General features: G+C 73.9%; 14 protein-coding genes. 12 read left to right on the forward strand and 2 right to left on the reverse strand.

What is annotated here, in order from left to right; all coding sequences use genetic code 11:
• Nucleotides 1-85: 85 nt before the first annotated feature.
• The 11 genes from ACFXKG_RS13690 (at nucleotide 86) to ACFXKG_RS13740 (ending at nucleotide 12,145) form a co-directional block, all read left to right on the forward strand.
• The gene (locus ACFXKG_RS13690) at nucleotides 86-805 is read left to right on the forward strand and encodes a VOC family protein (protein ID WP_384836993.1); all 720 of its coding nucleotides are present in this window, start codon (nucleotides 86-88) and stop codon (nucleotides 803-805) included.
• A 147-nt stretch (nucleotides 806-952) separates the two neighbouring features.
• Nucleotides 953-2,341 (forward strand): Si-specific NAD(P)(+) transhydrogenase, encoded by a 1,389-nt coding sequence (gene sthA, locus ACFXKG_RS13695; RefSeq protein ID WP_384837035.1) that lies wholly within the window; start codon nucleotides 953-955, stop codon nucleotides 2,339-2,341.
• 395 nt (nucleotides 2,342-2,736) lie between these two features.
• Nucleotides 2,737-4,452, forward strand: a complete 1,716-nt coding sequence (locus tag ACFXKG_RS13700) for an ATP-binding protein (RefSeq protein ID WP_384836996.1) — start codon at nucleotides 2,737-2,739, stop codon at nucleotides 4,450-4,452.
• 2 nt (nucleotides 4,453-4,454) lie between these two features.
• Nucleotides 4,455-4,865 (forward strand): roadblock/LC7 domain-containing protein, encoded by a 411-nt coding sequence (locus tag ACFXKG_RS13705; RefSeq protein ID WP_365820339.1) that lies wholly within the window; start codon nucleotides 4,455-4,457, stop codon nucleotides 4,863-4,865.
• A complete protein-coding gene (locus ACFXKG_RS13710) occupies nucleotides 4,862-5,236 on the forward strand; it encodes a DUF742 domain-containing protein (RefSeq protein ID WP_365820337.1) in 375 nt (124 codons plus the stop codon). The genes ACFXKG_RS13705 and ACFXKG_RS13710 overlap by 4 nt, the downstream gene beginning before the upstream one ends.
• Entirely contained in the window at nucleotides 5,214-5,831 is a 618-nt protein-coding gene (locus ACFXKG_RS13715; protein WP_384837000.1) for an ATP/GTP-binding protein, read from the forward strand. Before ACFXKG_RS13710 ends, ACFXKG_RS13715 begins: the two co-directional genes overlap by 23 nt.
• 137 nt (nucleotides 5,832-5,968) lie before the next feature.
• Nucleotides 5,969-7,171 carry a cytochrome P450 gene (locus ACFXKG_RS13720; protein WP_384837038.1) on the forward strand — a complete coding sequence of 401 codons (1,203 nt, stop codon included), beginning with the start codon at nucleotides 5,969-5,971 and terminating at the stop codon, nucleotides 7,169-7,171.
• Between the two features lie 289 nt (nucleotides 7,172-7,460).
• Nucleotides 7,461-8,480: an alpha/beta hydrolase gene (locus ACFXKG_RS13725; RefSeq protein ID WP_384837003.1), complete on the forward strand. Its 1,020-nt coding sequence runs from the start codon at nucleotides 7,461-7,463 to the stop codon at nucleotides 8,478-8,480.
• A gap of 79 nt (nucleotides 8,481-8,559) precedes the next feature.
• Nucleotides 8,560-9,645, forward strand: coding sequence for a helix-turn-helix domain-containing protein (locus ACFXKG_RS13730; protein WP_384837006.1), 1,086 nt, complete (start codon nucleotides 8,560-8,562; stop codon nucleotides 9,643-9,645).
• 191 nt (nucleotides 9,646-9,836) lie between these two features.
• On the forward strand, nucleotides 9,837-11,348 hold the full coding sequence (locus ACFXKG_RS13735) for a PLP-dependent aminotransferase family protein (RefSeq protein WP_384837009.1): 1,512 nt from the start codon (nucleotides 9,837-9,839) through the stop codon (nucleotides 11,346-11,348).
• 35 nt (nucleotides 11,349-11,383) lie between these two features.
• Nucleotides 11,384-12,145 carry a class I SAM-dependent methyltransferase gene (locus ACFXKG_RS13740; RefSeq protein ID WP_384837012.1) on the forward strand — a complete coding sequence of 254 codons (762 nt, stop codon included), beginning with the start codon at nucleotides 11,384-11,386 and terminating at the stop codon, nucleotides 12,143-12,145.
• A 41-nt stretch (nucleotides 12,146-12,186) separates the two neighbouring features.
• Here ACFXKG_RS13740 and ACFXKG_RS13745 read toward each other — a convergent pair whose 3' ends face one another.
• Nucleotides 12,187-13,176, reverse strand: coding sequence for a serine hydrolase (locus tag ACFXKG_RS13745; RefSeq protein ID WP_384837015.1), 990 nt, complete (start codon nucleotides 13,174-13,176; stop codon nucleotides 12,187-12,189).
• Nucleotides 13,177-13,273: 97 nt separating this feature from the next.
• Entirely contained in the window at nucleotides 13,274-14,608 is a 1,335-nt protein-coding gene (locus ACFXKG_RS13750) for a D-arabinono-1,4-lactone oxidase (RefSeq protein ID WP_384837018.1), read from the reverse strand.
• 148 nt (nucleotides 14,609-14,756) lie between these two features.
• On the opposite strand from ACFXKG_RS13750, the gene ACFXKG_RS13755 reads away from it, so the two are divergent.
• A partial coding sequence (locus ACFXKG_RS13755; protein WP_384837021.1) for a YoaK family protein occupies nucleotides 14,757-15,496 on the forward strand: 740 nt, incomplete at its 3' end.

A 15,496-nucleotide genomic window follows, 5' to 3' on the forward strand; every position in this document is an offset into this window, starting at 1 on the left:
CCGCGGACCCGCCGGAAGGGAGTGGACCAGAGCCATGCCGGCGTCACCACATGCCGTACCCGGGGCCCCCTGCTGGGTGAGCCTGATGGCCCGCGACCTCCCGGCGGCCCAGGAGTTCTACGGCACGGTCCTGGGCTGGACGTTCCGCCCCACCGAGCTGGGTGACGCGTTCTCCGTGGCGCTGTCGGGCGGCCGGGCCGTCGGGGGGATCGGGGCGCTGGCCCCCAGTCTGCAGGCCGCGGTCGCCTGGACCCCGTACTTCGCCGTGGACGACGCGGACGCGACCGCCGCGCGTATCCGGGAGCGGGGCGCGACCGTCGCCGTGGGGCCCCTCGCCATGAGCACGGGCCGCGCCACCCTCGCCGCCGACCCGGACGGCGCCGTGTTCGGCTTCTGGGAGGGCAGGACCGTCCTGGGCTGGTCCGTGGGGCGGGGCGGCGGGCCCGCGCGGCTGGAGCTGCACACCCGGGACGCCTTCGCCGCGGCCATCTTCTACGCCCAGGTCCTCACCTGGGGCTCCGACGAGGGGCGGAGCTGCGAGGTGCACTACGAGAACGACCAGGTCCTGGTGCGCGACGGGACGCACACGGTCGCCGCGCTGCGCGGCGGGGCCGTCGAGAGCGCCCCCGACCCGCAGATCCGGCCCCGCTGGCACGTCTACTTCCGGGTGGCTGACGTGCCCGCCGCCGCGTCGGCCGCGGCGGCGGCCGGGGGCGGCGTCGTCGCTCCCCCGGCCGTCTGCGCCTCGGGCGACGAGGCCACGCTGCGCGACCCGGACGGGGGGCTGTTCACCGTCGTGGCGTGAGACGGGCGGCCCGGGAGGCCCGACGCGGACCGCGGCCTCCGACGCGGACCACGGCTTCTGACGCGGACCGCGGCCGCCGGCCGGCGCGGGCACGCCCTTCCGGGATACGTCACCGGCTGACAGACTCCTCCCGTGCGTGACTTCGACATGCTCGTCATCGGATCAGGTCCGGGTGGCCAGAAGGCCGCCATCGCCGCCGCGAAGCTCGGCCGCCGGGTCGCCGTCGTGGACCGGCCCCACATGATCGGCGGGGTGTCCCTGCACACCGGGACGGTGCCGTCCAAGACCCTGCGCGAGGCGGTGCTCTACCTCAGCGGGCTGACGCAGCGGGACCTCTACGGGCAGAGCTACCGGCTCAAGGACGAGATCACCGTCGCCGATCTGACCGCGCGCACCCAGCATGTCGTCGGCCTCGAAGTGGACGTCGTCCGCAGTCAGCTCGCCAGGAACCAGGTCACGCTGGTCTCCGGCACCGGACGGTTCATCGACGAGCACACGGTCGCCGTACGGAACGAGGCGGGCCAGGAGCGGCTGCTGACGGCGGATCATCTGGTGATCGCCACCGGTACGCGTCCGGCCCGCCCCGCGAGCGTCGAGTTCGACGACCGTACGGTCATGGACTCCGACAGCGTCCTCAGCATGGCGGAGGTGCCCCGGTCCATGGTGATCGTGGGCGCCGGGGTCATCGGCATGGAGTACGCGTCGATGTTCGCCGCGCTCGGCAGCAAGATCACCGTGGTCGAACAGCGCGCCGGCATGCTGGACTTCTGCGACGCCGAGGTGGTCGAGGCGCTCAAGTACCGGCTGCGCGACCTCGCGGTGACCTTCCGCTTCGGGGAGACGGTGGCGGCGGTCGAACGGCACGACGAGGGCACGCTCACGCTGCTGGAGAGCGGCAAGAAGATCGCCGCCGACGCGGTGATGTACTCCGCGGGACGGCAGGGGCTCACCGAGGCGCTGGATCTCGGCAAGGCGGGGCTCGCCGCCGACCGGCGGGGCCGGATACCGGTGGACGAGCACTACCGTACGAGCGTTCCGCACATCTACGCGGTCGGTGACGTCATCGGCTTCCCGGCCCTCGCCGCGACCTCGATGGAGCAGGGCAGGGCAGCCGCGTACCACGCGTGCGAAGAGCCCGTGAACCCGATGCACCACCTCCAGCCGATCGGCATCTACACGATCCCCGAGATCAGCTTCATCGGCCGCACCGAGGACCAGCTGACCGAGGAGCGCGTGCCGTTCGAGGTAGGCGTCGCGCGCTACCGCGAGCTGGCCCGCGGCCAGATAGTCGGCGACGCGCACGGCATGCTGAAGCTGCTGGTGTCCCCCGAGGACCGCCGGCTCCTCGGAGTCCACTGCTTCGGCTCCGGCGCCACCGAGCTGATCCACATCGGCCAGGCCGTGATGGGGTGCGGCGGCACCGTCGACTATCTCGTGGACGCGGTGTTCAACTACCCGACGCTCGCGGAGTCGTACAAAGTCGCGGCCCTCGACGTGACGAACAAGATGCGGCTGATCGAGCGTATGAAGCGCTGAGCACACCCACATGGCCGAACCGGCCATGCATGTTCGCCCCGGCGGCTGTCGGTACCGGTCAGCGGTAGTCGGTGCCAGTCAGCGCCGATCGGTGCCAGTCAGCGCCAGTCGTTTTCTGTCGGCATCCGTCGGTAACGGTCGATTTATTTTCGTGACCCTCCGTATTCGTTAAGTTACTTCAGAACCGGTCCGCCGGGGATACGATCCCCAACAACGTCTGGTGAAGAGGTAGTTCATCTCATGATCAACTGGCATGACCTCGGTGAGGCCGACGACGTCCGCCGCCCCCTGGGCGCGCGCCCGTTCATACCGGCCACGCGCCACCTCCGCCTCCCGTGACGACTGCCGGGTGACCTCGGCCGGACCACTTTTCTCAGCGAACTCGAAGGTTTTCCATGGCACGTTCCCCCGCGCCCCCTCCGCTGCCCCGGGGCAGCTCACCGTGGCTCTGGCCGGCCACCCTCGTGGTCGCGCTGGCGGCCTTCGCCATACCGCTGGTGCCGCTCGCGCGGATGAGCGCCGGAGCGGCCGTGGCGTACGGCTCGGTCGCCGCGCTGCTGCTCGGCGCCCTGGCGGTGCTGCGCGGACGGCACCACCGCGCCGAGTACGACGCCTCCCGGTTCCAGGACGAGGCCCGGGAGCGGGAGGCGGAGGCCGTACGCCGTGAGACCGGCTGGCGCACCCATGCCCAGCAGCGCTCCGAGCACCAGGCGGAGCTGATCAGGGAGGAGGTCGAGCACCTCGTCAACCAGAGGCTGCCCGCGGCCCTCACCCGTTCGGAGATTCCCGCGCCGCTGCACGGCGGCGAACAGCTCGGGCTCGCAGTGGGCGACGGATTCGATCTGCTGCTCTCCTCGGTGACCCGTTCCGTCCAGCACCGCGAGGAGTCGCAGCGGCTGGCCCTGGTGGAGCTGGCGAGCCGGGTGCAGACCTCGGCGCACCGGATCCAGGCCGCCGTCACCAGCCTCGCGGACCGCTTCCCCGGCGACGCCGATCTGCTGGAGACCACCATGCGGGTGGACCACGCGGCGACCCAGCAGGCCCGGCACGCGCAGAGCCTCAAGGTGCTGTGCGGCGAATGGCCGGGACAGCAGTGGCAGAAGCCGCTGGCGATGGTGGACGTGGTGCGCGCCGCCTCCGGCCGGATCGTCGCGTACCAGCGGGTGCAGGTGACCGGTGACCCGGACCTCGGGGTCACCCCGTCGATCGTCGAGCCGCTGATCCACCTGCTGGCGGAGCTGCTCGCCAACGCCACGGAGTACTCGCCGCCGCGGACGGCGGTGCCGGTGACCGTGCGGACGGTGCAGCGCGGCGCGGTGGTCGAGGTGGACGACGGCGGTCTCGGCATGGACGAGTACCGGCTGGCCGACGCGCGCGAGGTCGTCTCCGGCCGGCGGCTCCTCGGCGTCGGCGAGATCGGCGAGATCCCGCAGACCGGTTTCGCGGTCGTGGGCCGCTTCGCCGACCGGCACGGCTTCCACGTCGACCTCGGGCCCTCCCCCTACGGCGGGGTCCGCGCGGTGGTACTGGTCCCCCGGGAGGTGCTGCAGACCCTTCCCCCCGCCGGTACGGCCGCGGTCCCGCTCGTCCGCAGGAGGTCCAGGGTGTCCACGGCGGAGGAGTCCGCGCCCGAGGCCGTCCTGGCCGCGGCGGAGCAGGCTCCGTCGGTACGGGAGGAACGCGCCGGGTACGGGGCGCCCGCGCCGACCGGGGCGCCCGTGCCCGCCGACGCGCCGCTCGCCGCTCCGGCGCGGGGCGCCGAACCGCCCCCGCCCGTACCGGCGGTGGCCGAGGCGATGGCCGACGGCGTGACACCGTACGTCCAGGAGCCCGTCCGCCGGCCCGCGCCGGAGCGTGCCGCCCTCGTGCAGCGGCTGCCGCAGCGGCGTTCGCGGCGGGACGAGTACGCGCCGGTCGAGTCGGGCCCGGTCGCGGCCACCCCGCCCGGCACACCCGAGCAGGCGGGCGACTGGATGGAGCAGTTCATCGAGGGGGGCCGGTCCGTAACACCGTCCGACCTCGTACCGCATCAGGGCCACTCCGTACCCCACCAGGGCCAGCGGGGCCCTGCGTACCCCACCCCACCCGATTCACCGGAAGGACTGACGTGAGCATGAGTTACACGGAGAACCCGGAGCAACGCGGCTGGATGATCGCCGAGGTGGCCGCCGTGCCGGGGGTGCGCGACGCCATCGTCTTCAGCGCCGACGGGCTGCTGCTGGCCAGCTCCGAGGGGATGGACCGGGACTCCGCCGACCGGCTCGCCGCCAACTGTTCGGGGCTCCAGTCCCTCGCCCGCAGCCTCGGCCGGGAGTTCGGCGAGGACGGCGGGGCGGTCCACCAGCAGATGGTCGAGTTCAACGGGGGGTATCTGTTCATGCGCAGCGCCAGAGGTGCCCATCTCGCGGTGGTGACGGGACCGGTGGTGGACCCGAAGCTCGTCGCCCGCCAGATGCAGGCGCAGGTGCTGCGGATGGGCGCGGGGAACCTGAGCAGTCCGCCCCGGCAGGAATCCGTGCGGTGAGTGGCCCGGACGGCGAGTACGGCGAGTATGCGGCGAGCGCCCTCCGCCCGTATGTGATCACCAAGGGCCGCTGCAGGCCCAGCCGTAACACCGTCGGTGTCGAGAGTCTCCTCATCGCCACCGACGCCCCGCGCGACCTGCCCGTCTCCGCGACCCGGGAGGAGCGCGCCCTGGTGCGGATGTGTGAGCGGCTGCTCTCCCTCGTGGAGGCCGCCGCCCATCTCGAACTGCCGGTGAGCCTGGTGAAGGTGCTCGCGTCCGACCTCATCGACGACGGTCACCTCTCCGCACGCTCCGGCGTCCCCCAGGCCGTTCTCCCCGATTCCCAACTCCTTCAGGAGGTACTGGATGGTCTCCGTCGGCTCCGCTGACCGCTATTTACCCGACACGATCCAGCAGGCCGTCAAGATCCTGGTGGTGGGCGCCTTCGGCGTCGGGAAGACGACACTGGTGGGCTCGGTCAGCGAGATCGCACCACTGCGCACGGAGGAGGTGATGACCGAGGCGAGCATCGGGGTGGACGATCTGGCGGGGATGAGCACGAAGACGACCACCACGGTCGCCATGGACTTCGGCCGGATCACCCTCAACTCCCGGCTGGTGCTCTATCTGTTCGGCACCCCGGGACAGCGCCGGTTCTGGGACCTCTGGGACGGACTCGCGGAGGGCGCGCTCGGCGTCCTCGTCATCGTCGACACCCGGAGGCTGGAGGACAGTTTCGACGTCCTCGAACAACTGGAGCTGCGCGGGCTGCCGTTCGCGGTCGCCATCAACCAGTTCCCCGACAGCGAGGTGCACGGGACGACGGAGCTGCGCGGCGCGCTCGACCTGCTGCCGGACACCCCCGTGGTGATGTGCGACGCGCGGGAGCGCATGCCGTCGGTGGACGCCCTGATCAGCCTGGTCGAGTACGTGTCCAACGCCGCGCACTTCGGCGCCGAGTCCACCGAGGAGGCCGCCTCATGACCCGCCCCCCCGCGTTCACCCCGCTCCCGGCTCCGCCGGAGTGCCCGGCACACCTCGCGCCGGGTGCGCCGGACGGGACCGGAGTGCCCGGCGCGGCCGGGGCCTCCGTCGCCTCCCTGATCGGTGCGGACGAGCCACTGCCGCTCCTCGCGGCGACGGGCGCGCCCGACCCCCGGGAGGCCTACCGCGCGCTGCGCGCCCGGTGGGGCAATGTCGCCAGGGTCGAACTGGCGCCCGGTGTGCACGCCTGGCTGGTCCTCGGCTACCGGGAGCTGCTGACCATCACCCGGCAGGAGCAGATCTACTCCCGTGACGCCAGGAACTGGCGCGACCTCAACGACGGGGTGGTGTCCCCGCGGTCGAGGCTGCTCCCGATGATGGGCTGGCGCGCCAATGTCCTCGGCGCCGACGGCGCGGAACACCGCAGGCTGCGCCAGCCCCTCGACGAGGGAGTGGCCCGGATCGACCAGCGCCGGGCGCGCCGCCAGGTCGAGTCGGTGTGCACGGAGCTGATCGCGGGGTTCTCCCAGCGCGGCCTGGCGGACCTGGTGACCGATTACGCGACGATCGTGCCGATGCTCTCCATCGCGTCGCTCTTCGGGCTGAACAGCGACGAGGGCCAGCGGCTGCTGGGCTCGCTGGTCGCCGTGTTCGGCAGCGCGGACGACTCCCAGGACGGCAACCGGCACTTCGAGGAGATCCTCGGCGACGCGCTGCGCCAGCGGCACAGCAACCCGGCGGACGATCTGACCACGTCGTTCATCAACCACCCGAACCTCCGCAACGACGAGGAACGGCTGCAGTCGATGGCGGTGATGATCTCCGCCGGTACGGAGGGCGTCAACGCCTGGACCTCGCTGGCGCTGCGGCTGCTGCTCACCGATCCGCGCTTCGCCGCCCGGATGCACGGCGGACGGCTCGGGGTGGACGACGCGCTGGACGAGGCGCTGTGGCGCGACCCGCCGATGAACAACCAGCCCGCCCGCTACGCACTCGCCGACACGGAGCTGGGGGGCCGGCTCATCCGGCGCGGTGACGCGCTGATCCTGGGGATCGCCGCCGCCAACGACGATCCGGTGATCCGTCCCGACGACGGCGTGAGCGAGCCGGGCAACCGTGCCCATCTCGCCTTCTCGGCGGGACCGCATGTCTGTCCCGCGCAGGTGCCCGCGCGGCTGATCGCCCGTACCGCCGTCAACACCGTGCTGCATCTGCTGCCCGACATGAAGCTCGCGATCCCCGCCGAGGAGGTGGCCTGGCACCCGTCCCCGTGGACCCGGGTGCCGAAGTCCCTGCCGGTGGAGTTCTCCCCGGCGCGCATCGCGGCCCGCGGCGAGTGACCGGCGGCCGGCCGGACGGCGGGGATCGCCGACGGCCGGCCGGACGGTGGGCGGCCCGCTGACGGCCGGCCGGCGCGGAAGGGCCGGCCCACGTGGCGGGCCCACGCGGTGAGCCCGGCCGGCGCGGACAGGACCGGCCCACCAGCGGGGACGGTCACAGGGGGCGGGGTCCGGAACCCGCCGACCGGCGGGTGATCCCCGCCGTCCCGACACTCCCGGTGGCCGTCGCCCCGGCGGCAGGATGGCCACCACCGGTCACGGGGACGTGACCACGGACAAGGGAGAGCCGATGACCGCCACCCCGCCGCACCCCACCGGTTCCGACCGCCCGGTTCCGCCGCCCCCGCCGTTCGACGCGGAGCTGGCGGCGGCGCTGGAGATCATCACCGCCGAGATGGGCAGCGCGCTGGAGTTCACGGACATCCCGGCCATCCGGAGCACCCTGGGCCGGGGGCCGTCCGACGAGGAGCTGAGCCGGGACGGCGCCATCGCGTTCGAGGAGCGTACGGTGCCGGGGCCGCCCGGTGAGCCGGACATCTCCCTCCTCATCTGCCGGCCCACCGGGACCGGTCCGGCCGGGGCGGCCACCCGGCTGCCCGCGCTCTACCACATCCACGGCGGCGGCATGATCCTCGGCGACCGCAGGACCGGCCTGGAGGGCGCCCTCGACTGGGCGCTCGAACTCGGCCTGGTCGTGGTGTCGGTGGAGTACCGGCTCGCCCCCGAGCATCCGCATCCGGCACCGGTGGAGGACGCGTACGCGGGGCTGCTCTGGACGGCGGAGCACGCCGCCGAGCTGGGCATCGACCCCGCCAGGATCATTGTCGAGGGCGGCAGCGCGGGGGGTGGACTGGCCGCCGCCGTCGCCCTGCTCGCCCGCGACCGGGGCGGTCCCACGCTCGCCGGGCAGATGCTCATGTGCCCGATGATCGACGACCGCAACGACACCCCGTCGAGTTTCCAGATGGCGGGACTCGGTGTGTGGGACCGGGCCGCGAACCACACCGGCTGGACCGCCCTGCTGGGCGAGGCGCGCGGCGGCCCGGACGTCTCCCCGTACGCCGCTCCGGCGCGGGCCACGGATCTGTCCGGACTGCCGCCCGCGTTCATCGATGTCGGCTCCGCCGAGACCTTCCGGGACGAGGACGTCGCGTACGCCTCCCGGCTGTGGCAGGCGGGCGGCCGGGCCGAACTCCACGTATGGCCCGGCGGTTTCCACGGTTTCGAGGGAATGGCGCCGCAGACCGCGCTCGCCCAGGACGCCAGGGCCGCCCAGCTCCGCTGGCTGACCCGGCTGCTGGAGAACTGAACCCGGCCACCGGGAGAGGGAACGGCGGACGCCCGCACCCGTGTTTGGCCGCGGGCGTCCGGCACCGCAGGATGAGGGCGTGAAGGAGCTCGCGGGCAGACTCGCCGCGCTCGACCCCGACGCCGGGGCGGCGCTCCACGTGATCGCGTACTTCGACCGGCTGGTCGAGGGCCGGGCCGGCCTGGAGGCGCTGGTGCGCGGCGCCGCGGTGCTCTCCGGCTGCCCGGCCCGGCTGGTGGACGAGGAGCGGGGGGTACGGATCCGGGTCGGCGCCGACGGCGTACGCCTGGACGGTGGCGCTCCGCCCGGTCCCCACTGGATGTCGGCGCCGCTGGAGCCGGGCGGCGTTCCCGCGGTGTGGCTGGAGCTGGCCGGGCCGCCCGGCCCCGGCGGGGTCCACGCGATGGTGGTGGAACGGCTCACGGCCGCCGCGCGGGTGGTTCTCGACCGGACCCGGGGCCGGGCCCCGGTCCAGGGGCCCGGCGACGATCCGGCCTCGGTGGAGGTACTGCTGGACGCGTCCGCCCCGGTACACGCGCGGCGGCGGGCGGCCGGTCGCCTCGGGCTGGGGAACACGGCCCTGGCCCGTGCGGTGGCGGCGGCCGGGGCGCCGCCCGCCGTCGAGGCGGTGCCCGGACCGGAGCCCCGGCCGTCCGGGGCGTGCCGGGCCTCCGGTGCGCCACGGCCGTCCGGGACGCGCCGCCCGGCCGTGGCCGGGGAACGGCGGGCCGGGATCGGTCCCGCCGTGCCGGTGCTCGGCCTCCCGGCGTCCTGGGCCGCCGCGCGCGTCGCGCTGCGGTTCACAGCGGAGGGCGACGAGCGGGACCCCGGACCGAGGACGGTGTACGCGGACGATCTGGGCTCCCTGGTGCTGCTGGCGGACGCGGTCGGCGCCGGGGCCGAGCCGGTGCCCGACGTGCGGGCGCTGGAGCGCGCGGTGGCCGCGGCGCCCTGGGCGGCGCTCACGCTGCACACGGTCGCGTTCGCGCCGAGCCTGCGCGCGGCGGCGACGGAGCTGACCGTGCACCACTCGACGCTCCAGGACCGGCTGGCACAGGCGGAGCAGTGGCTCGGCTGGCCGGTGCGCGACCCGTACGGGCGGCTGCGGCTCCAGCTGGCGCTCCTGGCGCGGCGCCTGCACCGGGTCCCGGGGCTCCGGCCGTGAGCACCACCGGATCCGGCGTTCCGCGCGCGCCGTTCACCGTGTGCCGTTTCCGCGTCGTGGCGTTCCCCCGTCGTCCCGCGTCCGCGTCGTCCCGCGTCCGGACAACCGGACATCAGTCCATTTTCCTGAGAGAAGTCTGATTGGCCGGATTCCACATACCACTGCATGACCAATCTCATTACAGTGGCCCGATGAATGGATTGCCGCCTCTCAGCAGCCATGCCACCGGCCGTATCTCCGCCGCCCGGCTGGCATCCCTGCTCGGGCAGTGGCACCGGGGCGGTCCGCGCAGCGGCGGCCACGACCTGGCCGACGCCCTCGCCACCCGTGTCCGGGACGGCAGGCTGCCGCCGGGAACGCGGCTGCCCTCCGAGCGGGAGCTGGCCGGTGCGCTCGGGGTCAGCAGGACCATGATCGGCGCCGCGCTGGAGCGGCTGCGGGACGCGGGTCTGGTCGCGTCCCGGCAGGGTTCCGGGTCCTGGACGGCGGCTCCGCCCGGAGTACGCCACCCGGGCACCGGGCTGCCGGACGGGGCCGAGCTGATCGATCTCACGCGGGCCTCCCCCGGCGCCGCGGACGGTCTGCTGCCGGCCTTCGAGGCGGCTCAGCGGGCCCTGCGGGAGGCGCTGCACGACGAGACGTACGACGATCTGGGCATCATGCCGCTGCGCGAGCGGCTCGCCGCCCGTTACACGGCGCGGGGGCTGCCCACCGCGCCGTCCGAGATCATGATCACCAATGGGGCGCACCACGGTTTCGCCCTGGCGCTGCGGCTGCTGGCGGGGCCCGGCGACCGGGTCCTGGTCGAGCAGCCCGGTTATCCGCACGCCTTCGACGCGGTGACGGCCGCGCGGGGCCATCTGGTGCCCGTACCGGTCGATCCGTTCGCCGCGTCCGGCTGGGACATCGACGGGATCGCGGCGACGCTCCGCCAGACCTCGCCCCGGCTGGCGTATCTGATGGTCGACTTCCACAACCCCACCGGGCGGCGGATGGCCGCCGAGGACCGCGAGCGACTGGGCGCCGTACTGGCCGCCACCCGGACCCACACGGTCGTCGACGAGTCGGCGGTGGAGCTGGATCTGGGCGGCGCGGACGGCGGGAACGGGATCCCGGGCGGAATCGGGTACGGGGGCGGAGCCGGCGACGGCGACGGGTGCCGGACCGGAGGCGCGCCGCCGCCGCTGGCCGCGTTCGCGCCGCGCTGGACGATCACGGTGGGCTCGCCCGCCAAGACCCACTGGGGCGGGCTGCGGATCGGCTGGATCAGGGCCTCCGAGGAGCTGATCGGCCGGCTCGGTGCCATCCGGGCCTCGCTGGACCTGGGCTCGCCGCTGTTCGAACAGCTCTGGCTCGCCGGGCTGCTCACCGACCCCGTGCCGTGTCCGGGACCGCGCCGCCGTGCGCTGCGCGCGCAGCGGGACGCGCTGGCCGGGGCGGTGCGTGCCGAGTGCCCCGACTGGTCCTTCCGTACGCCGGAGGGGGGCGTGAACCTCTGGTGCCGGCTGCCGGAGCCGACCGGTTCGCGGCTGGCCGGCGCCGCGCGGCAGCACGGCGTGCTGCTCACGCCCGGAGCGCGCTTCGGGGTGCAGGACGGTCTTGAGCGGTGGCTGCGGCTCCCGTTCACCCAGCCGCCCGACCGGCTGCGGGAGGCGGTGCGCCGGATCGCCGCCGCCCGCGCGGGGCTGACGAGTGCCCCGTGAGGGCGCGCGCCGCGCGGTGGATAGGGTGAGCGGTGATGTTCACCCCTGAGGGCCCGACCCTTCGCGAACTCGCCGTGCAGGCGCTGTCGTCCGTCGAGCACGGCTACGACCTGCTGGCGCCGAAGTTCGACCGGACGCCGTTCCGGACGCCCGAGCCGCTGCTGGACGCGGTGGTCCGTGCGGCCGCGCCGCTCGGCCCCTTCCGCACCGGACTCGACATCTGCTGCGGGACCGGCGCGGGGGTGGCGGTGCTGCGGCGGCTCTGCACGGAGCGGGCCACCGGCGTCGACTTCAGCGCCGGGATGCTCGCCGCGGCGCGCGCGGCCCTGCCCGGCCTTCCGGACCCCGCCGGGGAGCCGGGCCGGTCCGGCTCCCCGGCTGTGGACTGGGTACGGGCCGACGCTCGCGCCCTGCCGTTCCGGGACGCCTTCGACCTGGCGGTGAGCTTCGGGGCGTTCGGCCACTTCCTGCCCGGCGAGCGGCCCGCGCTCTTCGCCCAGGCGTACGCGGCGCTGCGGCCGGGCGGCAGGTTCGTCTTCCCGGTGCCCGCGCCGCCCCGGGTCGGCTCGGCGGCGTACTGGGCGATGTGGGGGTTCGACGGGGCGATGCGGCTGCGCAATCTGCTCCGGCACCCGTCGTTCGTGATGTACTACCGCACCTTCCGGCTGTCCGATGTGCTGGACGACCTGGCCGGGGCCGGCTTCACGACCGGTCTGCTGCCCCTGCCGGAGCTGGGGACGCGGCCCGACGGCAGCCCGCGCTGTGTCCTGGTGGTGGCCACCGCCGGAAAGCCGTGAGCCGCTGCGCTACGCCCGTTCCCGGGAGGCCATGAGCGGGCTCACGTCCACTCCCGGGAGGCCGAGACCGCGGTGGTGGCGGCCTTCTCCACCAGGGAGATCCCCGCCTCCATGCTGACGCTGCCCCGGGAGAGCACGGCGAGCAGATAGCTGTGCCCGTCCACCACGATCCGGCCGATGCTGTTCACGTCCCACAGGCCGGTCGCGCTCCGCGAGAGCCAGCCGTTCTTCAGCCCGGTGACGGTGCCCGCCGCCGAGACGCCCCAGTCCTGGCCGGGTTCTATCCCGCCCATCAGGCTCCGTACGTACGTACGGGAGGCGGCGGTCAGGGGGGAGGTGGCGTCGTCGCCGAAGACCGCCGACAGCAGGGCGATCTGGTCGGCCGCGGTCGACTGGGTCAGCCCCCACAGCGGCCCGCTGCCCGCGGTGGTGCCGGTCATGCCGAGGCGCCGGTTCGCCGCGTCCAGACCGTCGCCCTTGCCTATCGTGCGCCACAGCGCGTCCGCGGACTCGTTGTCGCTCACCTTGATCATCTTGGTGGCGCGGGACTTCTCCGCCGTGGTGAGCGCGCGGTGCTCGTCCTGCGCCTGGAGCAGGAGCGCCACCAGGATGTTGACCTTCACGATGCTCGCCGTGTCGTACGTCGCCGTGGCCTTCCCCACTCCGACGCCGTAGTCGGCCTCACGGCCGTCCTTGAGATCGATGAGCGCGACCGAGACGGATACCTTGGCGGGCTTCGGCAGGGCGGCGAGCCGCCGCGTCAGGATCTGGTCGGGGTCGACCGTCCGCGAGGACGCGGCGGCGCGGGACGACGCGGCCGAGGACGCGGCCGACGGCGACTCCAGGGCGGCGGTGGCGGACCGGGTGAGGCCGCCCGACCGCGGAACCGCGTCGGAGTCGCCGCGGACCGGCGACGGGAAGCCCGTCGCCGTCCACACGGTCAGGCAGACGACCGCGGCGGCGGCCGCCGGGAAGGCGGCCCGGCGCGGCAGGGAGCCGCGGGCGGAGGGGGCGAGACGATGACGGGACATGGCGGTGAGGCTAGGAACCTCGACTGAGCCTTGTCTGTGGCGCAGGTTAAGTTTCTATGACAAATCTTCTGACACACCATCGAATCGGTGATTTACGTCACTTTCCACCAGGAAAGTAGCGGTCGAGCAGCTCGTTGCGGAACACGCCCCGCGGATCGAGCCTCGCCGCCAGCGCCTCGAAGTCCGCGTAGTGCTCGTACAGCCCGCGGACGTGCTCGGGCCCCATCACGAAGAGCTTGCCCCAGTGCGGCCGGGTGGCGAACGGCGCCAGGGCCTCCTCGATCGCGGCCAGCACCGGCGTCACCGCGTCGGTGTCCGGGACCCAGGTGAAGTGGAAGGCCACCGTGTCCCGTCCGTACGCCGGGCTGAGCCACAGGTCGTCGGCGGCGACGGTCCGTATCTCGCCGATCTGGAGGACGGACGCGATCCGCTCCCCGATGCGGGCCAGCGCGTCGAACGCGGCGGGACCGTCCTCCCTGGCCACGAAGTACTCGCTCTGGAGTTCGTCGCCGCTGCTCGGGACGTAGCCGGCACGGAAGTGGGGCAGCCGCTCGTGCCACGGCCCCGGGACACCGGCCTGTTCGGTGCAGGTGGACGCGTCCATGCCGGGCACCGGGTGGCGGGGGCCGTCCGCGGCGACCGCGCCGAGCCAGGTGTCCGGCGCGGGACCGTCGCCGGGGACGGGGCCGGCGGCGCCAACAGCGCTGTCGGTCCGCTGCTTCAGCCACAGCTGCGCCGCGCCGTCGGGGCGCCAGTCGGTGAAGACGCTCACGCTGTAGGCGGCGGTCAGGATCTCGTCGAAGTGTTCGCGCAGCCGCGCGTACGCCAGCCCGTCGTACACCCGCTGCCGGATCTCGTAGGCCGGTACGAGGCCGAGTGTCATCCGGGTGACCACGCCGAGGGCGCCCAGGGCGATCACGGCGCCGGGGAAGTCCGCGTCCCCGCGGGCGAGCCGGAGCAGTTCACCGTCGGCGGTGACGATCTCCAGCGCCTGTACGGCGGAGGCCAGGGTGCCGTTGCCGGCCCCCGAGCCGTGGGTACCGGTGGAGCAGGCGCCCGCGACGGAGATGTGCGGGAGCGAGCCGAGGTTGTGCAGGGCGAGGCCGGCGGCGTGGACGGCGCCGGTGAACTCGGCGAACCGCATCCCCGCGCCGACCGTGACCGTGTGCGCCGCCGTGTCGACCTCCACGGTCGCCGGCAGTCCGGCCACCGAGACCAGGTCGCCGTGCGTGTCGGCGATCGTGTTGAACGAGTGGCCGCTGCCGAGCGCCCGTACCGCGTCGGAGCCCGCGACGATCTCCCGCAACCGCTCCACCGACGCGGGGGTGTGCAGACGCGCCGCCCGGAAGGTGATGTTGCCCGCCCAGTTCCGTACCACCGGAGGTACGGAGGAGTCACGCGGATCTTCGGTGCGTCCGGGCTGCTGCGGCACGGAACTCTCCTTCGCTGCGTCGGGGCGTGGGGACCATGCCCGCTCGGGTTCTTCTTATCAGGACCGTGACCTGCTTGGTTAGGTCCGTGGCGCGCTGCGCGGGACGTCACGCAAGAGCACGGGCACGGCAGAGAGCAGGTGGGTCCCGGTGACCGAGGAACTTCCCGTGGGGCGCCGGTGGGCCGTCGGGGCGCTGCTGGTCATGACGTTCGCGACCGGCCTGGTGGACGCGGTGAGCTTTCTGCGGCTCGGCCATGTCTTCGTCGCCAACATGACCGGCAATGTGGTCTTCCTGGGTTTCTCCGTCGTACGGAGCGACCAACTGCCGGTCGTGGCGCCGATCGTGGCGATGACGGCCTTCGTGCTCGGGGCGTTTCTCGGCGGTCAGCTGAACAGGCTCCTCGGCGACCGGCCGCGGCTCTGGCTCGGCGGTGCCTTCGCCGGGCAGGCGGCCGGTCTCGCGCTGACGGCGCTGCTGCTCGGTACGGGGGCGCTGCGCGCCGAGGGCCGGCAACTGCTGGCGGTCGTCGCGCTGCTCGGGCTCTGCTGCGGGCTGCAGAACGCGACGGTACGGCTGCTGGGGGCCCGGGACCTGACCACGACGGTGCTCACCCAGACCCTCACGGCGCTCACCGCGGAGAGCGTGCTCGGGGCCGGGACCGGCGCCAGGCCGCATCGCCGGGTCGGCTCCGTGCTCGCCATGTTCGCCGGGGCCGCCTGCGGGGCGCTGCTGCTCCAGGTGACCCTGGCGGGGGTCGTGGCGCTGGCCGCCGCGCTGGTGGCGGCCGTGTCCTGGGTCTTCTCGCGGGGGCCGCGCCCGGGCCGGGGGGGGCCGGGCGGCCCGCGGCCCGGGGGCGCCCGCCGCCCCCCGACCCCCCACCACGCCCG

This window comes from Streptomyces sp. NPDC059255, assembly GCF_042752355.1.
Lineage (GTDB): Bacteria > Actinomycetota > Actinomycetes > Streptomycetales > Streptomycetaceae > Streptomyces.

Coding starts and splice junctions, on each gene's coding strand:
- ACFXKG_RS13690 (WP_384836993.1), top strand. CDS start 86: ATGGCCCGCGACCTCCCGGCGGCCCAGGAGTTCTACGGCACGGTCCTG.
- sthA (WP_384837035.1), top strand. CDS start 953: ATGCTCGTCATCGGATCAGGTCCGGGTGGCCAGAAGGCCGCCATCGCC.
- ACFXKG_RS13700 (WP_384836996.1), top strand. CDS start 2,737: ATGGCACGTTCCCCCGCGCCCCCTCCGCTGCCCCGGGGCAGCTCACCG.
- ACFXKG_RS13705 (WP_365820339.1), top strand. CDS start 4,455: ATGAGTTACACGGAGAACCCGGAGCAACGCGGCTGGATGATCGCCGAG.
- ACFXKG_RS13715 (WP_384837000.1), top strand. CDS start 5,214: ATGGTCTCCGTCGGCTCCGCTGACCGCTATTTACCCGACACGATCCAG.
- ACFXKG_RS13725 (WP_384837003.1), top strand. CDS start 7,461: ATGACCGCCACCCCGCCGCACCCCACCGGTTCCGACCGCCCGGTTCCG.
- ACFXKG_RS13735 (WP_384837009.1), top strand. CDS start 9,837: ATGAATGGATTGCCGCCTCTCAGCAGCCATGCCACCGGCCGTATCTCC.
- ACFXKG_RS13740 (WP_384837012.1), top strand. CDS start 11,384: ATGTTCACCCCTGAGGGCCCGACCCTTCGCGAACTCGCCGTGCAGGCG.
- ACFXKG_RS13745 (WP_384837015.1), bottom strand. CDS start 13,176: ATGTCCCGTCATCGTCTCGCCCCCTCCGCCCGCGGCTCCCTGCCGCGC.